The 15,112-nt window shown below is 63.4% G+C and carries 14 protein-coding genes; 5 read left to right on the forward strand and 9 right to left on the reverse strand.

What is annotated here, in order from left to right; all coding sequences use genetic code 11:
- Positions 1-95: 95 nt before the first annotated feature.
- The 5 genes from ETW24_RS16445 to ETW24_RS16460 are packed head-to-tail and all read right to left on the reverse strand — an operon-like array spanning position 96 to position 3,980.
- The gene (locus ETW24_RS16445) at positions 96-1,649 is read right to left on the reverse strand and encodes a polyamine aminopropyltransferase (RefSeq protein ID WP_129372053.1); all 1,554 of its coding nucleotides are present in this window, start codon (positions 1,647-1,649) and stop codon (positions 96-98) included.
- A complete protein-coding gene (locus tag ETW24_RS16450) occupies positions 1,646-1,870 on the reverse strand; it encodes a DUF350 domain-containing protein (RefSeq protein ID WP_129372054.1) in 225 nt (74 codons plus the stop codon). The genes ETW24_RS16445 and ETW24_RS16450 overlap by 4 nt, the downstream gene beginning before the upstream one ends.
- A gap of 12 nt (positions 1,871-1,882) precedes the next feature.
- Complete coding sequence (locus ETW24_RS24330; RefSeq protein WP_164982760.1) at positions 1,883-2,041, reverse strand: hypothetical protein; 159 nt, start codon at positions 2,039-2,041, stop codon at positions 1,883-1,885.
- Complete coding sequence (locus tag ETW24_RS16455) at positions 2,041-3,375, reverse strand: DUF4178 domain-containing protein (protein WP_129372055.1); 1,335 nt, start codon at positions 3,373-3,375, stop codon at positions 2,041-2,043. Before ETW24_RS16455 ends, ETW24_RS24330 begins: the two co-directional genes overlap by 1 nt.
- Positions 3,372-3,980, reverse strand: coding sequence for a DUF4178 domain-containing protein (locus ETW24_RS16460; protein ID WP_129372056.1), 609 nt, complete (start codon positions 3,978-3,980; stop codon positions 3,372-3,374). The genes ETW24_RS16455 and ETW24_RS16460 overlap by 4 nt, the downstream gene beginning before the upstream one ends.
- A gap of 287 nt (positions 3,981-4,267) precedes the next feature.
- Between ETW24_RS16460 and zwf the strand changes: the two genes are divergently transcribed.
- The 3 genes from zwf to eda are packed head-to-tail and all read left to right on the forward strand — an operon-like array spanning position 4,268 to position 8,240.
- Positions 4,268-5,728 (forward strand): glucose-6-phosphate dehydrogenase, encoded by a 1,461-nt coding sequence (zwf, locus tag ETW24_RS16465; protein ID WP_129372057.1) that lies wholly within the window; start codon positions 4,268-4,270, stop codon positions 5,726-5,728.
- A gap of 48 nt (positions 5,729-5,776) precedes the next feature.
- Positions 5,777-7,585 (forward strand): phosphogluconate dehydratase, encoded by a 1,809-nt coding sequence (gene edd, locus ETW24_RS16470; protein WP_129372058.1) that lies wholly within the window; start codon positions 5,777-5,779, stop codon positions 7,583-7,585.
- 1 nt (position 7,586) lies between these two features.
- The gene (eda, locus tag ETW24_RS16475) at positions 7,587-8,240 is read left to right on the forward strand and encodes a bifunctional 4-hydroxy-2-oxoglutarate aldolase/2-dehydro-3-deoxy-phosphogluconate aldolase (protein WP_129372059.1); all 654 of its coding nucleotides are present in this window, start codon (positions 7,587-7,589) and stop codon (positions 8,238-8,240) included.
- Positions 8,241-8,383: 143 nt separating this feature from the next.
- On the opposite strand, the gene ETW24_RS16480 is transcribed toward eda, so the two are convergent.
- Positions 8,384-9,412, reverse strand: a complete 1,029-nt coding sequence (locus ETW24_RS16480) for a D-cysteine desulfhydrase family protein (RefSeq protein WP_129372060.1) — start codon at positions 9,410-9,412, stop codon at positions 8,384-8,386.
- A 288-nt stretch (positions 9,413-9,700) separates the two neighbouring features.
- Between ETW24_RS16480 and ETW24_RS16485 the strand changes: the two genes are divergently transcribed.
- Positions 9,701-10,369 (forward strand): DsbA family oxidoreductase, encoded by a 669-nt coding sequence (locus ETW24_RS16485; RefSeq protein WP_129372061.1) that lies wholly within the window; start codon positions 9,701-9,703, stop codon positions 10,367-10,369.
- 70 nt (positions 10,370-10,439) lie between these two features.
- Here ETW24_RS16485 and ETW24_RS16490 read toward each other — a convergent pair whose 3' ends face one another.
- Entirely contained in the window at positions 10,440-11,768 is a 1,329-nt protein-coding gene (locus tag ETW24_RS16490) for an aspartate aminotransferase family protein (RefSeq protein ID WP_129372062.1), read from the reverse strand.
- 2 nt (positions 11,769-11,770) lie between these two features.
- Positions 11,771-12,547, reverse strand: a complete 777-nt coding sequence (locus ETW24_RS16495; RefSeq protein WP_254695639.1) for a 3-keto-5-aminohexanoate cleavage protein — start codon at positions 12,545-12,547, stop codon at positions 11,771-11,773.
- 293 nt (positions 12,548-12,840) lie between these two features.
- Here ETW24_RS16495 and ETW24_RS16500 point away from each other — a divergent pair, with 293 nt between their 5' ends.
- Positions 12,841-14,238, forward strand: a complete 1,398-nt coding sequence (locus tag ETW24_RS16500; RefSeq protein ID WP_129372063.1) for an aminotransferase family protein — start codon at positions 12,841-12,843, stop codon at positions 14,236-14,238.
- Between the two features lie 81 nt (positions 14,239-14,319).
- On the opposite strand, the gene ETW24_RS16505 is transcribed toward ETW24_RS16500, so the two are convergent.
- A complete protein-coding gene (locus tag ETW24_RS16505) occupies positions 14,320-15,075 on the reverse strand; it encodes an SDR family oxidoreductase (protein ID WP_129372064.1) in 756 nt (251 codons plus the stop codon).
- Positions 15,076-15,112: the final 37 nt, after the last annotated feature.

Raw genomic sequence — 15,112 nt, forward strand, 5'->3', positions numbered from 1 at the left:
AGATTTGATCAAATCAACGCTTGCCCGGGTCCCGTGACAGGCCGGCTGCCAAAAACAGATATGTTCCGGGCTGTTTCCCGTGCCGGGATACGGCCTTACTCAAACCACTGGTCCCAGCCGTCCTGGTAATACCCGGCCAGCGCATGGGATTGCAGCGAGTTGATCGCCACGTCAACCGGCCCGGTGTCATCCCCAAAGACCTGCGCCGCCTGCCACACAGCGGCATTCAAGAACTTCAGCCCCGCAGGCAGTGTCAGTTCCCGCGGCCTTAGCGCCTGCGGCGTGGCCAGCACAAATCCCCAATCGCCAAAGCTTGGCACATAGGCGTGATACGGCAGTACCTGCAGCCCCTCGCCCGGACGGTAGGGATTGCGCGCCGCCTTCAGCGTCCCCGCCACCGACCAAAAAGCGCTGCGGGCAAACAAAGGCGAGCCGGCCTGGGTCACCACCACCCCTTGTGCGCTCAACCGTTCCATCAGCGCGCCATAGAACTGCCGGGTGTACAGCTTGGACAACGCCAGATTCTTGGGGTCCGGCAGATCCGCGATGATTACGTCAAAGACGCGATCCGTCCCCTCTACAAACTTCCACGCATCCATGTTGCGGATGGTTACACGTGAATCCTTCAGCGCCCCGCCATTCAGCGCCGACAACTGCGGATGGCCGCGGAACAGCTCCGTCACCCGCGGGTCAAGATCCACCAGCGTAACACTTTCCACCTCCGCCCAGCGCAGCACCTCGCGCACTGCCATGCCATCGCCGCCGCCCAGGATCAGCACGTCCTTGCGCCGCGGCGCCAGCGCCATCGCCGGGTGCACCAGGCTTTCGTGATAGCGGTGCTCATCCAACGTATCGAACTGGATCGAGTAATCCAGAAACAGCCGCACCCGGTCCTTGTAGCGGGTCACGGTGATCTGCTGATACGGCGTTGCCTCGGTCAGGATGATGTCGTCCTCAAACAGATCGGCTTCGGCCACCGACACCAGCCGCTCGGATTGCCACAGGCCCGCGAGCGTGGCGGCAAAAACCACGGCCCAGACTGCGGCCTGCGCCCGGCTGGCATCAGCGCGGAACACCCATAGCGACAGGCCGGCAACACCCAGGTTCAAGGCCCCGAAACTCAGGCTGGCCGACATCAGGCCCAGCTGCGGAATGATCAGCAGCGGAAAGGCGACCGAGGCCGCCAGCGCGCCGGCATAATCCACGCTCAGCACGTTTTCGAACCGGAACTCCGGCGCGCCGATCTGCTTCAGCACCCGCGCAATCAGCGGGATTTCCATCCCAGACAGCACACCAACCAGCACCAGCAGCCCGTACAGGGGCACCGAAACGCTCTCCATCCAGGCATAAGAAAAGAAAATCGCCGGCGCCATAAAGCCGCCAGCCACCCCCAGCCCGATCTGCGCCCAGATAAAGCCGCTCATCGCCTGACCGACAAAACGCGACAGCCAGGCCCCCAGCCCCATCGCAGACAGGAACACCCCGATCACCAGCGAGAACTGGCGCACGGAATCCCCCAGGAGGTAACTGGAAAGTGTCGCCGCGATCAGCTCGTAAATCAGCCCCGATACCGCCACCAGAAAGGTCGCCGCCAACAGCCAGAACTCGCGCAGCCGCACGCCCCCGCCGTCAGGGGCCGCGCCGGTCATGACAGGATGACGGCAGCGATGATGATCGAGATGGACAGGAACAGAAAGCCGATCAGCACCGCCAGCGCCATGTTCTGGTCCTGCTCGATTTCCTTCATGATCGGAAAGGGCGTCATCCAATCGATCACTTTCCAGACCGCCCCCATCAGCGCCACGCCGACAAAGGTATAAAACACAGTGCTGATCAGCTCAGCGGCTTGGATGGCAGAGAAATACTCCATGGGGTCCCCCGGTTATTTGACGTTGCCGTTTGAATAGCGCCCGCCGCTGGCGGCGCGGATGGATTTGTCCAGGTCGCGGCTCTCGCCGCCGTAGCCCTGATACGAGACATAAGCAGCCCCGGTGATGGAGAGGCCGGACATGACCAGAAAGATGATGCGGAACAGGTTCATTAGTCGTCGTCTTCCACCCAATCACTGCCGCGCCAGCGCGCCTTGCGATGCCACCAGGCGCGCAGGAAACCCTGCCCGGCCAGCAGGCCGAATGCGATGGCCAGAAAGCCCATATATAGCCCGGAGGACAATCCGGATTTCGCTGAAACCGTAAGTTTGCTGAGCGCCGGCCGGTTTTGTGCCGCAGTTTTCGGGCGCGTTTTCGTGGATTGCGGGTAGCTCAGCTCCGTCCAGTGGCCGCTTTCCTCAACCTCCAGGCTCAGCGTGTAGGTGCCGGCCATCAGCGGCCGGAAGGTCAGCTGCGCCTTGTTGTCGCCTTCGCTCCAGTTCCCATCCGAACTGCGGCCATGGTAATACTCAACCGTGCGTCCAGCTTGGAACACGGGTTCATCCTCCGGGTCGGTCAGCTCAATCCCGACAAAAGCCCAGCTGTTATTTGTATTTCCTGCGAGTCTGATGCGTGTCAGCTTGCCGGCTTCACTGACTATCACAGGAAGCTCTGCCGGCAGGTCAGCAGCCGTCAGAACCGTCCGCTTCAGCGCAACCTCGCCAGAGCGTCCCTGCAAGTTCATTCCGATGATCAGGCACACCACGGCACAGGCGGCAGAGGCCCATTTTATAAAGTCGAAATCCGGCCCGGTCTTAAAGGGCTGCAACGGATGTGTGCCATGCGGCTTCAACCCGGTCTGGATGCCAAATCCTGCTTCAGCATCCCCGGCAGGCAAGTATTGCGACAGCCAAGTTTCACGCTCGCTGCCGGCCTGGGCGAAACTCAGCATCGCGTCATCAGCAAGCGCAGTGACCGTTGTGGTTTTTTCACCCTTTTTCGGGGACCAGGTGAACTCCCCTTCGGCAAAGGTGATCCGGCTGGTGGAGGTGCCGTAATACTGAAACGTGCGGGATCCCGCATGCACCTTTGGCCGGTGTTCCGCCCGTTCCACCCAATGCACCGACATCCATACCGGGCGCCGGTAGCGCCGAGTGAAAACCAAATGGCCATCCTCAATCGTCAGCCAGGCATAGCCGTGGGTCGGGGAAAAAAGCTGGTGATCCACCCAGATCCAGGTCCGCACGCCCCAGCGTTCTTCGTGCTGCAATGTGCCGATCACGGTGTAGTCTGCACCGAACAGAGTGCCGGTCATGCCGATTGCGAACGGGCTGATCGGGCGTTTGATATCGTTGAACGTGCGAACAGCGCGGTAATTGTCCAACGCGTCCAGTTCAGTGCCGCAATAGGGGCAGATATGCACCGTCACCCGGCCGCCGCCCAGGATATCCAGCCCTGCCCCGCAGGAGGTGCAGTTGACCGCCTTCAATTCAGCGTTCCGGGTCATGCCAGCACCTCGACCTCAAACGGGTCATACCACCGGCCATGGTACCATTCGCGGCGGCTGCCCTGAAACTCCGCTGACAACAGCGTGCCGTCATCGCCCTGCAAGTTTACAAAGCGATAGCGCTCGCCCACCAGCAGGGGCTGATCGAAACTGCCGCGCACTGCGATGCATTCGGCATCGTCTTCTTCGGCAACTGCGAACTCCACGCTGTCATGGTCAATGCGCTGCCCCAGCCGTAGATAGCCGTCATACCGCGGCCAGGCAGCGCGCTGCAGCACCCGCTGCATCACGATGTCGCCCTCATCTATCGAGACCCAGCAGGGGGCGCCTTTGTCATCCAGCGCCCAAAACTCGTCCCAATATCCGCGCCCATAGGAAAACCGCGCGTGGCCCAGGATCTGCAACTGGTGGCCGCCTAACCGGATGGCGCTGCCAAGGCCGAACAGCAGCGGGGTGTCATGCATGACACCTGCGTCGCCTGCGAGCCGCACCTGCGCATCCTCGATGAACAGGGTAGTGCCGCAGGCCTCGCAAGCGGTCAGCTTGACCGTGGCCGCCTTCGGGGTCACCGGGCTGGCACAATTGGGGCAGTGAAACATGCTCATGGCTTCCCAATTCCCCAAGCCGGCGGTCAATTCAAGCGGGAAGTCCGGGACAGGGCAACAATTGATCAGTACTGTTGACCCAATGTTTCGCACGCGAAACATTCCGGCAGCAAGGCTGACCTGTTTGCAAGCAGACGGGCCGCCGTGTTTTTCCGGATGGCCCTCACCGGCCCCATATGTTAGCGATAACTCAACTTTAACCAGCCATATGGCAACAGAGGCAATTGAATTGCCCCGCCCCAAGCGGCACAATGGCCTGGCCTCTGTAGAACAGCGATGTAAAATCAATGGTTTCCCGCGTCATCCCCGTTGAACCCTTTGACCTCGTGCTGTTTGGCGCGACCGGCGACCTGGCCCGCCGCAAGATCCTGCCGGCCTTGTTTCACCGCTTCCAGATCGGTCAGTTCAGCGATGCGTGCCGGATCATCGGCAGCTCGCGCAGCACATTGACCGCCGAAGAATTCCGCGCCCAGACCGCCGATGCTATCCGCGATTTCGGCCAGGATGTGGAGACCACGCCTGCGGAAATCGCCGCTTTCACCGCCCTTCTGGACTATGTCGCGGTGGATGCACGCGGCGATGCCGGCTGGGATGTGATTCACGGGAAACTGCGCGACGATGCGGTGCGCGCCTTCTACCTCTCGGTCGGCCCGCCGCTGTTCACCGACATTGCCCGCCGCCTCAGCGAGACCGGCATCGCCACGCCGGACAGCCGCATCGTGCTGGAAAAACCCTTTGGCCATGATCTGGCTTCAGCCCAATCCCTGAACACCGCGCTGCGGGCCCATTTCGAGGAACGGCAGATCTACCGGATCGACCATTACCTGGGCAAGGAAACCGTGCAGAACCTGATGGCGCTGCGCTTTGCCAATTCGCTGTTTGAACCCTTGTGGAACTCCTCGCACATCGACCATGTGCAGATCACCGTGGCCGAGAGCATCGACGTTGAAGGGCGCGGGGAATACTACGATAAATCGGGCGCCATGCGGGACATGGTGCAGAACCATCTGATGCAGCTGCTGTGCCTCACTGCGATGGAGCCGCCCGCGCAATTCACCCCAAACGCCGTGCGCGATGAAAAGGTCAAAGTGATCGAGGCGCTGCGCCCGGTGCCCCAATCCAGCATCGCCCGCGGCCAGTACCGGAGCCGGAACGGCGGCAAAGCCGGCGGCAGCTACCGTGACCACGCCGCCAACCCGTCCAGCCGCACCGAAAGCTATATCGCGCTCAAGGTTGAAGTGGCGAACTGGCGATGGGCCGGGATCCCCTTCTACCTGCGCACCGGCAAATGCCTGCGCGAGCGGGTGAGCGAGATCGCCGTCTATTTCCGCGACCCGCCGCACAACATCTTCGAAGGTTCCGGCACCGTGCATGGCAATGTGCTGGTGATCCGTCTGCAACCGGATGAGGGCATTACGCTGAAGACCACAATCAAGGACCCCGGCCCGGGCGGCATGCGCCTGACGGGGGCCAATCTGGACATGACATTTGCGGATGAGCTGCCAGAATCGGGCCGCCCGCAGGACGCCTATGAGCGGCTGATCATGGATGTGATCCGCGGCAACCAGACCCTGTTCATGCGCGGCGACGAGGTTGAGGCCGCCTGGGCCTGGGCCGACCCGATCATCGCCGGCTGGGAGGACGCGGGCGAAGCGCCGCAGCCCTATGACAGCGGCAGCACGGGACCTGATGACTCGTTGCTGCTGATCCACCGCGACGGCCGCCGCTGGCGCAGTATCGGAACCTGAGATGACTGCCCTCCCCTTTGCCCCCGCAGTTTGCTACAAAGGCACCCCATGACCCTGAACCCCACCCTGGCCGCCGTCACCGACCGTATCATCGCCCGCAGCGAGGTCACCCGCTCGGCCTATCTGGAACGGATGGCTGCTGCCTGCGGCAAGGGACCTGCGCGGGCGCATCTGTCCTGCTCCGGCCAGGCCCATGCTTATGCCGCCACCGGGGCGGACCAGCAGACACTGGCCCAGGGCGCCAAGGGTCATCTGGGAATTGTCACCGCCTATAATGACATGCTGTCGGCGCATCAGCCGTTTGAAACCTACCCAGGCTTGATCCGCGACGCTGTGCGCCGGGCCGGCGGCACCGCCCAGGTGGCGGGCGGGGTGCCTGCCATGTGCGACGGCGTCACCCAAGGCGAGGCCGGCATGGAGCTGAGCCTGTTTTCCCGCGACACCATTGCCATGGCCGCAGGCATCGCGCTCAGCCATAATGTATTCGACGCCGCGGTTTTTCTTGGCGTCTGCGACAAGATCGTGCCGGGGCTGGTGATCGGCGCCCAGGCGTTCGGCCACATCCCGGCGGTTTTCCTGCCGGCAGGTCCGATGACCAGCGGCCTTGCCAACGATGAAAAAGCCAAGATCCGCCAGAAGTTTGCGGCCGGGGAAATCAACCGCGAAGAGTTGCTGAAGGCAGAAATGGCGGCCTATCACGGGCCCGGCACCTGCACCTTCTACGGCACTGCCAACACCAACCAGATGCTGATGGAGTTCATGGGCCTGCACCTGCCCGGCTCCTCTTTTGTCACACCCGGCACACCGCTGCGCGAGGCCCTGACGGTTGAGGGCGCCAAACGTGCGCTGTCGCTCAGTGCATTGGGGAACAATTATACCCCGGTCTGCGACGTTCTGGACGAGAAAGCCTATGCCAATGGCATCGTCGGGCTGATGGCCACCGGCGGTTCCACCAATCTGCTGATCCATCTGATCGCAATGGCCCGTGCGGGCGGCATCCTGCTAGACTGGCAGGACTTTGCAGATCTGTCCGAAGCGGTGCCGCTTTTGGCAAAGGTCTACCCCAACGGCCTTGCTGACGTGAACCATTTCCACGCGGCCGGCGGCCTCGGCTACATGATCGGCGAACTGCTGAAAGCCGGCTGCCTGCACCCCGACACCAAAACCGTGGCAGGCGACGGGTTGGAAAATTACGTGATGGAACCGTTCCTGTCCGAAGACGGCCTGACTTTCCGCGCCGGTCCGGGGCAAAGCCTGAACGACGCGGTGCTGCGCCCGGCAGATGCGCCGTTCCAGGCAACCGGCGGGCTGAAGCGGCTGACCGGAAACCTGGGCACTTCGGTGATCAAGGTCTCGGCAGTGGCCAAGGAGCACCAAGTGATCGAGGCCCCCGCCCGCGTCTTTCATGACCAGGAAGAAGCCAAGGCCGCCTTCAAGGCAGGTGAGCTGACCGGCGACGTGATTGTTGTGGTGCGCTTCCAGGGCCCCAAGGCCAACGGCATGCCGGAATTGCACAGCCTGACCCCGATGCTGGGCATCATGCAGGGCAAGGGCCAGAAGGTGGCGCTGGTCACCGACGGGCGGATGTCCGGGGCCTCCGGCAAGATCCCCGCCGCGATCCATGTGGTGCCCGAAGCGCTGGACGGCGGCCCGATAGCCAAACTCAAGGACGGTGACATGCTGCGGCTGGACGCGGTGCGCGGCACGATGGAAATCCTCACCGAAGGCGTGCTGGAGCGCGATACCGCCACTGCCGACCTCAGCGCCTATCAGCACGGCACCGGGCGTGAGCTGTTTTCCCTATTCCGCCGCTCGGTCGCTTCGGCCGACGAAGGCGCCAGCGTTTTTGGAGTTTGAAATGACGCGGATAACCCCTCAGGACGCCAGCCTGCGCACATGCGGGATCTGCACCCTGGCGCCGGTGATGCCGGTGCTGGTGGTCGACGACGCGGCCCATGCCCGCCCCTTGGCCGAAGCGCTGATCGCGGGCGGCTTGCCGGCACTGGAGGTCACCCTGCGTACAGGTGCTGCGCTGGATGTGATCCGCGAGATGGCACAGGTGAAGGGCGGTGTGGTCGGGGCCGGCACGCTGATCACCCCCGAAGACGCCGAAGCCGCCAAGGAGGCCGGCGCGCAGTTCGGCGTCTCCCCCGGCGCGACGGATGACTTGCTGGACGCCTGCGAATCCATCGGCCTGCCGCTGTTACCCGGTGCTGCGACAGCAACCGAGGCGATGCGCCTGCTGGCGCGCGGTTATGGGATGCTGAAGTTTTTCCCGGCAGAAGCCTCAGGCGGCGTGCCCGCGCTGAAAGCGATCGGCGCGCCCTTGCCGCAAATCTCCTTCTGCCCCACCGGCGGCATCAGCCCCGCCAATGCGGAAACCTATCTGAGCCTGCCTAACGTGGTCTGCGCCGGCGGCAGCTGGGTGGCGCCTGCCGATCTGGTCAAGGCTGGCAACTGGGCAGCAATCGAAGCAGTTGCGCGGGACGCAAGCCAGCTCGGCAAGGGTTAGGTCACCGCAAAATCCACCGGTCAGCTCTGCTCCTGCCATGACCGGCGGCCGTTTCACGGCCCGTAGTTACTCCGCCGTGTCCCCGCGGGGACAGCGGCGAAAAAGTTCAGCCCAGGGCCTGCACGATATCCGTTGGCAGCCGGTCATGGTGCCTGCGCGCCGCCAAATCCAAGGTCGTTTTGATAGGCAAACAGCGCCGGCAGCCCACCGGTGTGCAACAGCAGCACCTTCTGGCCTTTGCGGATGCTGCCCTCCTCCAAAAGGCCAAGCAGACCGGCAAAGGTCTTGGCAGAATAGACCGGGTCCAGCAGGATCCCTTCTGCCCTGGCCATGCGCTGCAGTGCGGCGCGGGTGGCGGGGCCTGCGCGGCCATAGCCCGGTGCCAGCGCACCGTCCCAGGTAAGGATTCCGTCGCTGCCAAATGGGCGCGGGATGCCTATCAGGTCTGCCAGCGCATCCGCCACTGTCCCCAACCGTTCTTTCTGCAACGCAGCATCACGGCGCACGCAGATGCCAAAGACAGGCGAGGTGATGCCCGCAAGACGCACTCCGGTCAGAAACCCGGCGTGGGTCGCTCCACTGCCCGACGGCACCACGGCTGCATCAAAGCCGCCAATCTGCGCTACCAGTTCCGCCCCGCCCTGCACATAGCCCAGCGCGCCAAGCGGCGGATGGCCAAGGCCAAGCGGGATGATGTAGGGGTTTCGGCCCTCGGCGCGCAGGTCTTCGGCACGGGTTTCCAGCGCGGCATCCGCGCCGGCCTCATCCTCGCCCCCGGGATAGCTCATCACCCCTGCACCAAGGATGTCCGACAGGAAGACATTGCCTGAACTATGGTAGAGCGGGTCCATATCCGGCACCCGCTCCTCTCGCTGCAGCACCGCTTGCATGCCGTATTTCGCAGCCGCGGCGGCGGCGGTGCGGGCAAAGTTTGATTGCACCGCGCCGGTGATCAGGATGGTGTCGGCCGCAGCCGCGCGCGCAGCACCGATATAGAACTCCAGCTGGCGCGTCTTGTTGCCGCCAAAACTCAGACCGGTAAGGTCGTCACGCTTGATCCACAGGTCGGTATCCAGCTCAGCGGACAGCCGGTTGAGACGTTCCAGGGGTGTCGGTCCTGCCAGCAGACTTGCGCGCGGGAAGGCAGAGAGGAGCGTGTCGATCCGGGGCATAGCAGTCTCCTTTGACGGGGCCGGGCAAAGCGGGCGGCTTGCAGTCAGGCCCGAACTAAGGCTGTACGCAATTTGCAATCCTGGCAAGCCGGCGCAATCGCGGCCCCGGGCGAGGCCGCCGCCGGCAAGGATACCTGCACGCCCAAACCGCTCCAATCCGCTGATCCTTTCGCGGCGAGCCCGAAACCAGGCCTATTCTGCACAGATGGGGCGCCGCTCGCAGGTTGCTTTCCGGATGGGCCGCCCCCATCTCCCCTGCAACGCGTTGAACATAAAAGGACCCGCCTCATGGAAACTTCCGAAGCCCGCCCCGCCCTCCGGGTGGATATCATCTCGGACGTGGTTTGCCCCTGGTGCGCGGTGGGGTACAACCAACTGGCCTTTGCCGCCCGCCGCGCCGGGGCGGTTCTCGACATCCACTGGCAGCCGTTTGAATTGAACCCGGACATGGCGCCGGAAGGCGAGGACCTGCGGGAGCATCTGGCCGCGAAATACGGCAGCACGGCGGAACAATCGGCGCAGGTGCGGGCGCAATTGACGGAACTGGGGGAGGCCTTGGGTTTCACCTTCCGCTTCTTTGACGGGATGCGGATCTACAATACCTTCCAGGCGCATCAGCTGATCGAATGGGCGGAAGAACGCGGCAAAGGCCATGAGATGAAACAGGCGCTGCTGGCGGCCTATTTCACCGACGGCAAAGATGTCTCCGATCCGGAGGTTCTGACGCAAGCTGCCGGGAACCTAGGCCTGGACGGTTCAGAAGCCCGTGCTGCGCTGGACAGCGGCAAACATGCCGACAGCGTGCGCCAGCGCGAAGCGTTCTGGGTGAGCCAGGGCATCCGCGGTGTGCCTGCGATGGTGCTTGATGGCCGCCATCTGGTGACCGGGGCGCAAGGGGTGGAGAATTACGCCGGTATTCTGGATCAGCTAGGCGACACCGGGAGCAAAATGCGCTGAGGGCAGCGCCCGCCCATGGGGCGGGCGCTGCCCGGCCTGCGGCCAGGCGGTTAGTATTTCTTTGAGCAGCTTAAGCTTGCGGCAGGCACTGGGTGATGGCGGCCTCCAGCTTATCCACCACCTCGGAAATCTGTTCCCCGGTGATGATGAACGGCGGTGCCAGCAGGATATGGTCGCCGTTCTGACCGTCGCGGGTGCCCGGCATCGGGTAGCAGATCAAACCGGCCTGAAACGCTGCCTTCTTGATGCTCTTGGCCAGACCCAGCGCCGGATCGAAAGGTTCCTTGGTGTCGCGGTCGGCGACCAGCTCGACCCCGCGGAACAACCCGCGCCCACGGATATCGCCGACGTAGGGGTGCCGGCCGAAACGGTCCTCCAGCGCGGCCTGCAGCTTTTCTCCCATTTCGGCACAACGCTGCACCAGCCCGCGCTCCAGCATCGCCTTGACCACGGCAAGGCCGGCAGCGGCCGCCACCGGGTGGCCGATATAGGTGTGGCCGTGCTGGAAAAAACCTGAGCCGTGCTCGATCGCCTCATATATCTGGCGGGTGCAAAGCATTGCACCAATCGGCTGATAACCGGCGCCCAGCCCCTTGGCGATGCACAGGATATCCGGCGCCACGCCGTCCGCCTCGCAGGCAAACAGATGGCCGGTGCGGCCCATGCCGCACATGACTTCATCCAGGATCAATAGCACGCCGTACTTGTCGCAGATCTCGCGGATGCGTTTGAAATAGCCCGTAACCGCCGGCACCGCACCCAAGGTTGCACCGACCACCGGTTCCGCCATGAAGGCCATCACGGTCTCGGGGCCAAGGCGGAGGATTTCCGCCTCCAGCTCATTTGCCACCCGCTGGCCATAGTCAAAGCTGCTCTCTCCCTCACCCCGGCCCACGTATTCGTAGCAGGGCGAAATGTGGGAGATCTCGATCAGGAGCGGGGCAAACTGGGTTCGGCGCCATTCGTTGCCGCCTGCGGCCAGCGCCCCAAGGGTGTTGCCATGGTAGCTTTGCTTGCGGGCGATAATGCGGCAGCGCTGCGGCTCGCCGCGTTCCAGATGGTACTGGCGGGCGAGTTTGATCGCCGCCTCGGTCGCCTCGGAGCCGCCGGAGACGAAATACACCCGGTCGATATCACCCGGCGCATGGGCAACCAGCAGATCCGCCAGCTCCTCGGCGGGATCCGAGGTAAGGAAACCGGTGTGGGCAAAGGCCAGCTTGCCGACCTGATCCTGAACCGCCTTGATCACATCAGCGTCGGAATGGCCGAGGCAGGACACCGCAGCACCGCCGGAGCCGTCGAAATAGCGCTTACCGTCTGCGTCGATCAGATAGCAGCCCTCGCCCGCGACGGCGGTGGGCAGCGCGGCCTTGGTGTGGCGGGGAAAGACGTGGGACATGATCAGCACTCCTTAAGGCGATGGCCCGCATCCCGCGCGGCCTGAACGAAGGCGGCAACCGAGGCTGCATTGTCGGCCAGCAGCCCGCCTTCCGGTGTTTCGATGTTATTCTCAAATCCGATTCGCGCATCCCCGCCTGCGGCGATGGCGGCCAGCAGGCAGGCGTGCTCGTGGCGGCCAAAGGCGCAGACAGTCCAGCTCAGGCGCAAATCTGCCGCCGCGTCACGGAAGGCCGCGAGCCCGTCAGGCTGCGCCAGAACCGGCGGGGTGTATTTGCCCAGAACAAAGATCGCATCACGCATACGGCCCGGCACGGTGCCGTCCTGATACCAGACGCGCAGCTGAGCGATGCAGTCCGGACCATACAGGATGTGCTGCACCTGCGTCCCTGCCTCCGCGCACAGCGCATAGGCCCGCGCGGCGACGCTGGTGTCCCGGGCCATTTCCCGGATGGAAACCGAAGCCGCAACAGGGCGTACCGCCTCCAAACAGGCGAGCTGGGCAGAAGCGTCGTAGACACCGGCGCTTTCCGTGGTGATCTGCACCGCCATTCCCGGCGCGCTTTCCCGCACCGCATCAAGGGCTTCGCGGTAACGGCCCGCATCCAGCGAATGGCGCCCCGCATCGTCGCGCACATGCAGATGCAGTGCCTGGGCGCCGGCCGCATAACAGGCTGCAGCCGCCGCTGCCGTCTGCTGCGGCGTCACCGGCAATTCAGGATGATCGCCACGCCCGCGGCGGGCGCCGTTCGGGGCCACCATCAATCTGTATTCCGCCACCGGCTACCTCCTTTGCGGTCTGCCCAGCCGCGACTTGCGCCCAGGATGCCTGCAGCTTGCCCCTTTGGGACATCCGCTCTCAAGCCGGTAACTTCAGAACATTTGTTCCAGGGCAATCCGCAGCCGGCGCCGCGCCGCTAATTCGCTGAACCGGACGTCTCTGGACCTAAGCAAGCACATGCTCTGGCCCTAACGAATTCCCGGAATCTGACGTTTCTGGTACATAATACGCCTCAGAAGCCCTGTAGGGTTCCGGGCAGCCAGTTTCACTTCTAACGCCGAAAGGACATGTCATGGACGGCACGTTCAACGAAAACGATCTCTCCCGTGTGGTTGAGGCCGACAAGGCCCACATGTGGCATCACCTGTTCCAGCACAAGGCGCTGGAAACTGCTGACCCGCGCATCATTGTCGAGGGCAAGGGCATGCGCGTCTGGGATCAGAACGGCAAGGAGTTCCTGGATGCGGTCTCCGGCGGCGTGTGGACCGTCAACGTCGGCTATGGCCGCGAAAGCGTCTGCAAAGCTGTCTACGAACAGATGATGAAGATCTGCTATTTCGCCAACTCCGCCGGTTCCATCCCCGGTGCGCTGTTTGCCGAAAAACTGATCGAGAAGATGCCGGGCATGACCCGCGTCTACTACACCAACTCCGGATCCGAGGCCAACGAGAAGGCCTTTAAGATGATCCGCCAGATCGCCCACAAGAAATACGGCGGCAAGAAAACCAAGATCCTGTACCGCGACCGCGACTATCACGGCTCTACCCTGGCGACCATGTCGGCGGGCGGCCAGGACGAGCGCAACGCGCAGTACGGGCCCTTTGCGCCGGACTTTGTCCGCGTCCCCCACTGCATGGAATACCGCAAGCATGAACTGGGCCTGGAACACCTGTCCGGCCGCGAGTTCGGCATTGCCGCGGCAGACGCCATTGAGGAAGTGATCCTGCGCGAAGGCCCGGAAACCGTGGGCGCCCTGTGCCTGGAGCCGGTAACCGCAGGCGGCGGCGTGATCGAGGCGCCGGAAGGCTACTGGGAGCGCGTGCAGGAGATCTGCAAGAAGCACGACGTGCTGCTGCACATCGATGAAGTGGTCTGCGGTGTTGGCCGCACCGGCAAATGGTTCGGCTACCAGCAGTACGGCATCAAGCCCGACTTTGTGACCATGGCCAAAGGCGTGGCTTCGGGCTATGCGGCGATTGCCTGCATGGTGACCACCGAGGAAGTCTTCAACATGTTCAAGGAAGATGCCTCGGACCCGATGGGTTATTTCCGCGACATCTCGACCTTTGGCGGCTGCACCGCAGGTCCCGCTGCTGCGCTGGAAAACATGCGCATCATCGAAGAAGAGAACCTGCTGGACAACTGCACCGCCATGGGCGAGCGGATGCTCAGCAACCTGGCCGCGCTGAAAGAAAAGCATGCAGTGATCGGCGATGTGCGCGGCAAGGGCCTGTTCCTGGGCGCCGAGCTGGTTGCCGACCGCGAAACCAAGGAGCCGGTAGACGAGAAGCTGGCCCAGCAGGTTGTCGCGGAATGCGGCGCGCAGGGCGTGATCATCGGTGTCACCAACCGCTCGCTGCCGGGCCGCAACAACACCCTGTGCTTCAGCCCGGCGCTGATCGCCACTGCGGATGACATCGACCAGATCTGCGATGCGGTCGACAAGGCCCTGACCAAAGTATTCGGCTGACAACCTCTCCCTGTTGGACGAACAAACTGCGCCCTGGAAATTCCGGGGCGCTTTTTCGTTTTAAGTTTTAGGTGCAGGGGCCTAGACCAGCCGCACGGCAACCCCGCCGTCCACAGCCATCGGCGCTCCGGTCACAAAACTGGACCGGTCCGACAACAGGAACACCGCGGCTTGAGCAATTTCAGACGGGGCGGCCATCCGCTTCATCGGGTGCAGCCCGGCGATAAAGCTGTGGGTATCCGGATCATCGCCGGCCATCGCAGTCCTGGTCCCGCCCGGCAGCAGGGCATTCACCCGGATACCTTCGGCCGCATGATCAGAGGCCAGCGATTGGACCAGCCCCACCAGCCCGGCCTTGGACGCGGCATAGGCCCCCATGCCGGGCATGCCGCCGTTGCTGACGCCGACAAAGGACCCGGTAAAGACAATCGAACCGCTGCCCCGCGCCCTCAGCGCAGGTATCTGCGCCTTGGCCGAATAAAATGCCCCCGTCAGATTGGCTGCGATTACCGCGTTCCAATTGGCGGCGTCCATCTGCTCCACCGGCCCCATATCGCCCATCATGCCCGCGTTGTTGAAGGCCCCGTCCAGCCCGCCGAATTCTTCCACGGCAAGCGCCACCAGGTTTGCCGAATAGGCTTCGCTGGTGACATCGCCGGCAAGACAGGCAGCCTTGCCGCCGCTTTGATTGATCTGCCCGGCAAGGGTCTGCAGTTCGGCCTGCCGCCGGGCCCCCAGCACAACATTGGCCCCTTCTTCTGCAAACAGCAGTGCCGCGGCGGCGCCTATGCCGCTGCTGGCGCCGGTAATGATGAGTGTCTTGTTTTTCAGTTCCATCGTCAAAGCCTCCAGTGGTTGAATGGCTTTGACCTAA

The organism is Leisingera sp. NJS204 (genome assembly GCF_004123675.1).
In the GTDB taxonomy this organism is placed as follows: domain Bacteria; phylum Pseudomonadota; class Alphaproteobacteria; order Rhodobacterales; family Rhodobacteraceae; genus Leisingera.

Excerpts from the sequence above, each read along its gene's own strand:
- ETW24_RS16490 (WP_129372062.1), bottom strand. The coding sequence starts at position 11,768 with ATGTCCCACGTCTTTCCCCGCCACACCAAGGCCGCGCTGCCCACCGCC.
- zwf (WP_129372057.1), top strand. The coding sequence starts at position 4,268 with ATGGTTTCCCGCGTCATCCCCGTTGAACCCTTTGACCTCGTGCTGTTT.
- ETW24_RS16445 (WP_129372053.1), bottom strand. The coding sequence starts at position 1,649 with ATGACCGGCGCGGCCCCTGACGGCGGGGGCGTGCGGCTGCGCGAGTTC.
- edd (WP_129372058.1), top strand. The coding sequence starts at position 5,777 with ATGACCCTGAACCCCACCCTGGCCGCCGTCACCGACCGTATCATCGCC.
- ETW24_RS16485 (WP_129372061.1), top strand. The coding sequence starts at position 9,701 with ATGGAAACTTCCGAAGCCCGCCCCGCCCTCCGGGTGGATATCATCTCG.
- ETW24_RS16460 (WP_129372056.1), bottom strand. The coding sequence starts at position 3,980 with ATGAGCATGTTTCACTGCCCCAATTGTGCCAGCCCGGTGACCCCGAAG.
- ETW24_RS16455 (WP_129372055.1), bottom strand. The coding sequence starts at position 3,375 with ATGACCCGGAACGCTGAATTGAAGGCGGTCAACTGCACCTCCTGCGGG.
- ETW24_RS16480 (WP_129372060.1), bottom strand. The coding sequence starts at position 9,412 with ATGCCCCGGATCGACACGCTCCTCTCTGCCTTCCCGCGCGCAAGTCTG.
- eda (WP_129372059.1), top strand. The coding sequence starts at position 7,587 with ATGACGCGGATAACCCCTCAGGACGCCAGCCTGCGCACATGCGGGATC.
- ETW24_RS16450 (WP_129372054.1), bottom strand. The coding sequence starts at position 1,870 with ATGGAGTATTTCTCTGCCATCCAAGCCGCTGAGCTGATCAGCACTGTG.
- ETW24_RS24330 (WP_164982760.1), bottom strand. The coding sequence starts at position 2,041 with ATGAACCTGTTCCGCATCATCTTTCTGGTCATGTCCGGCCTCTCCATC.
- ETW24_RS16500 (WP_129372063.1), top strand. The coding sequence starts at position 12,841 with ATGGACGGCACGTTCAACGAAAACGATCTCTCCCGTGTGGTTGAGGCC.
- ETW24_RS16505 (WP_129372064.1), bottom strand. The coding sequence starts at position 15,075 with ATGGAACTGAAAAACAAGACACTCATCATTACCGGCGCCAGCAGCGGC.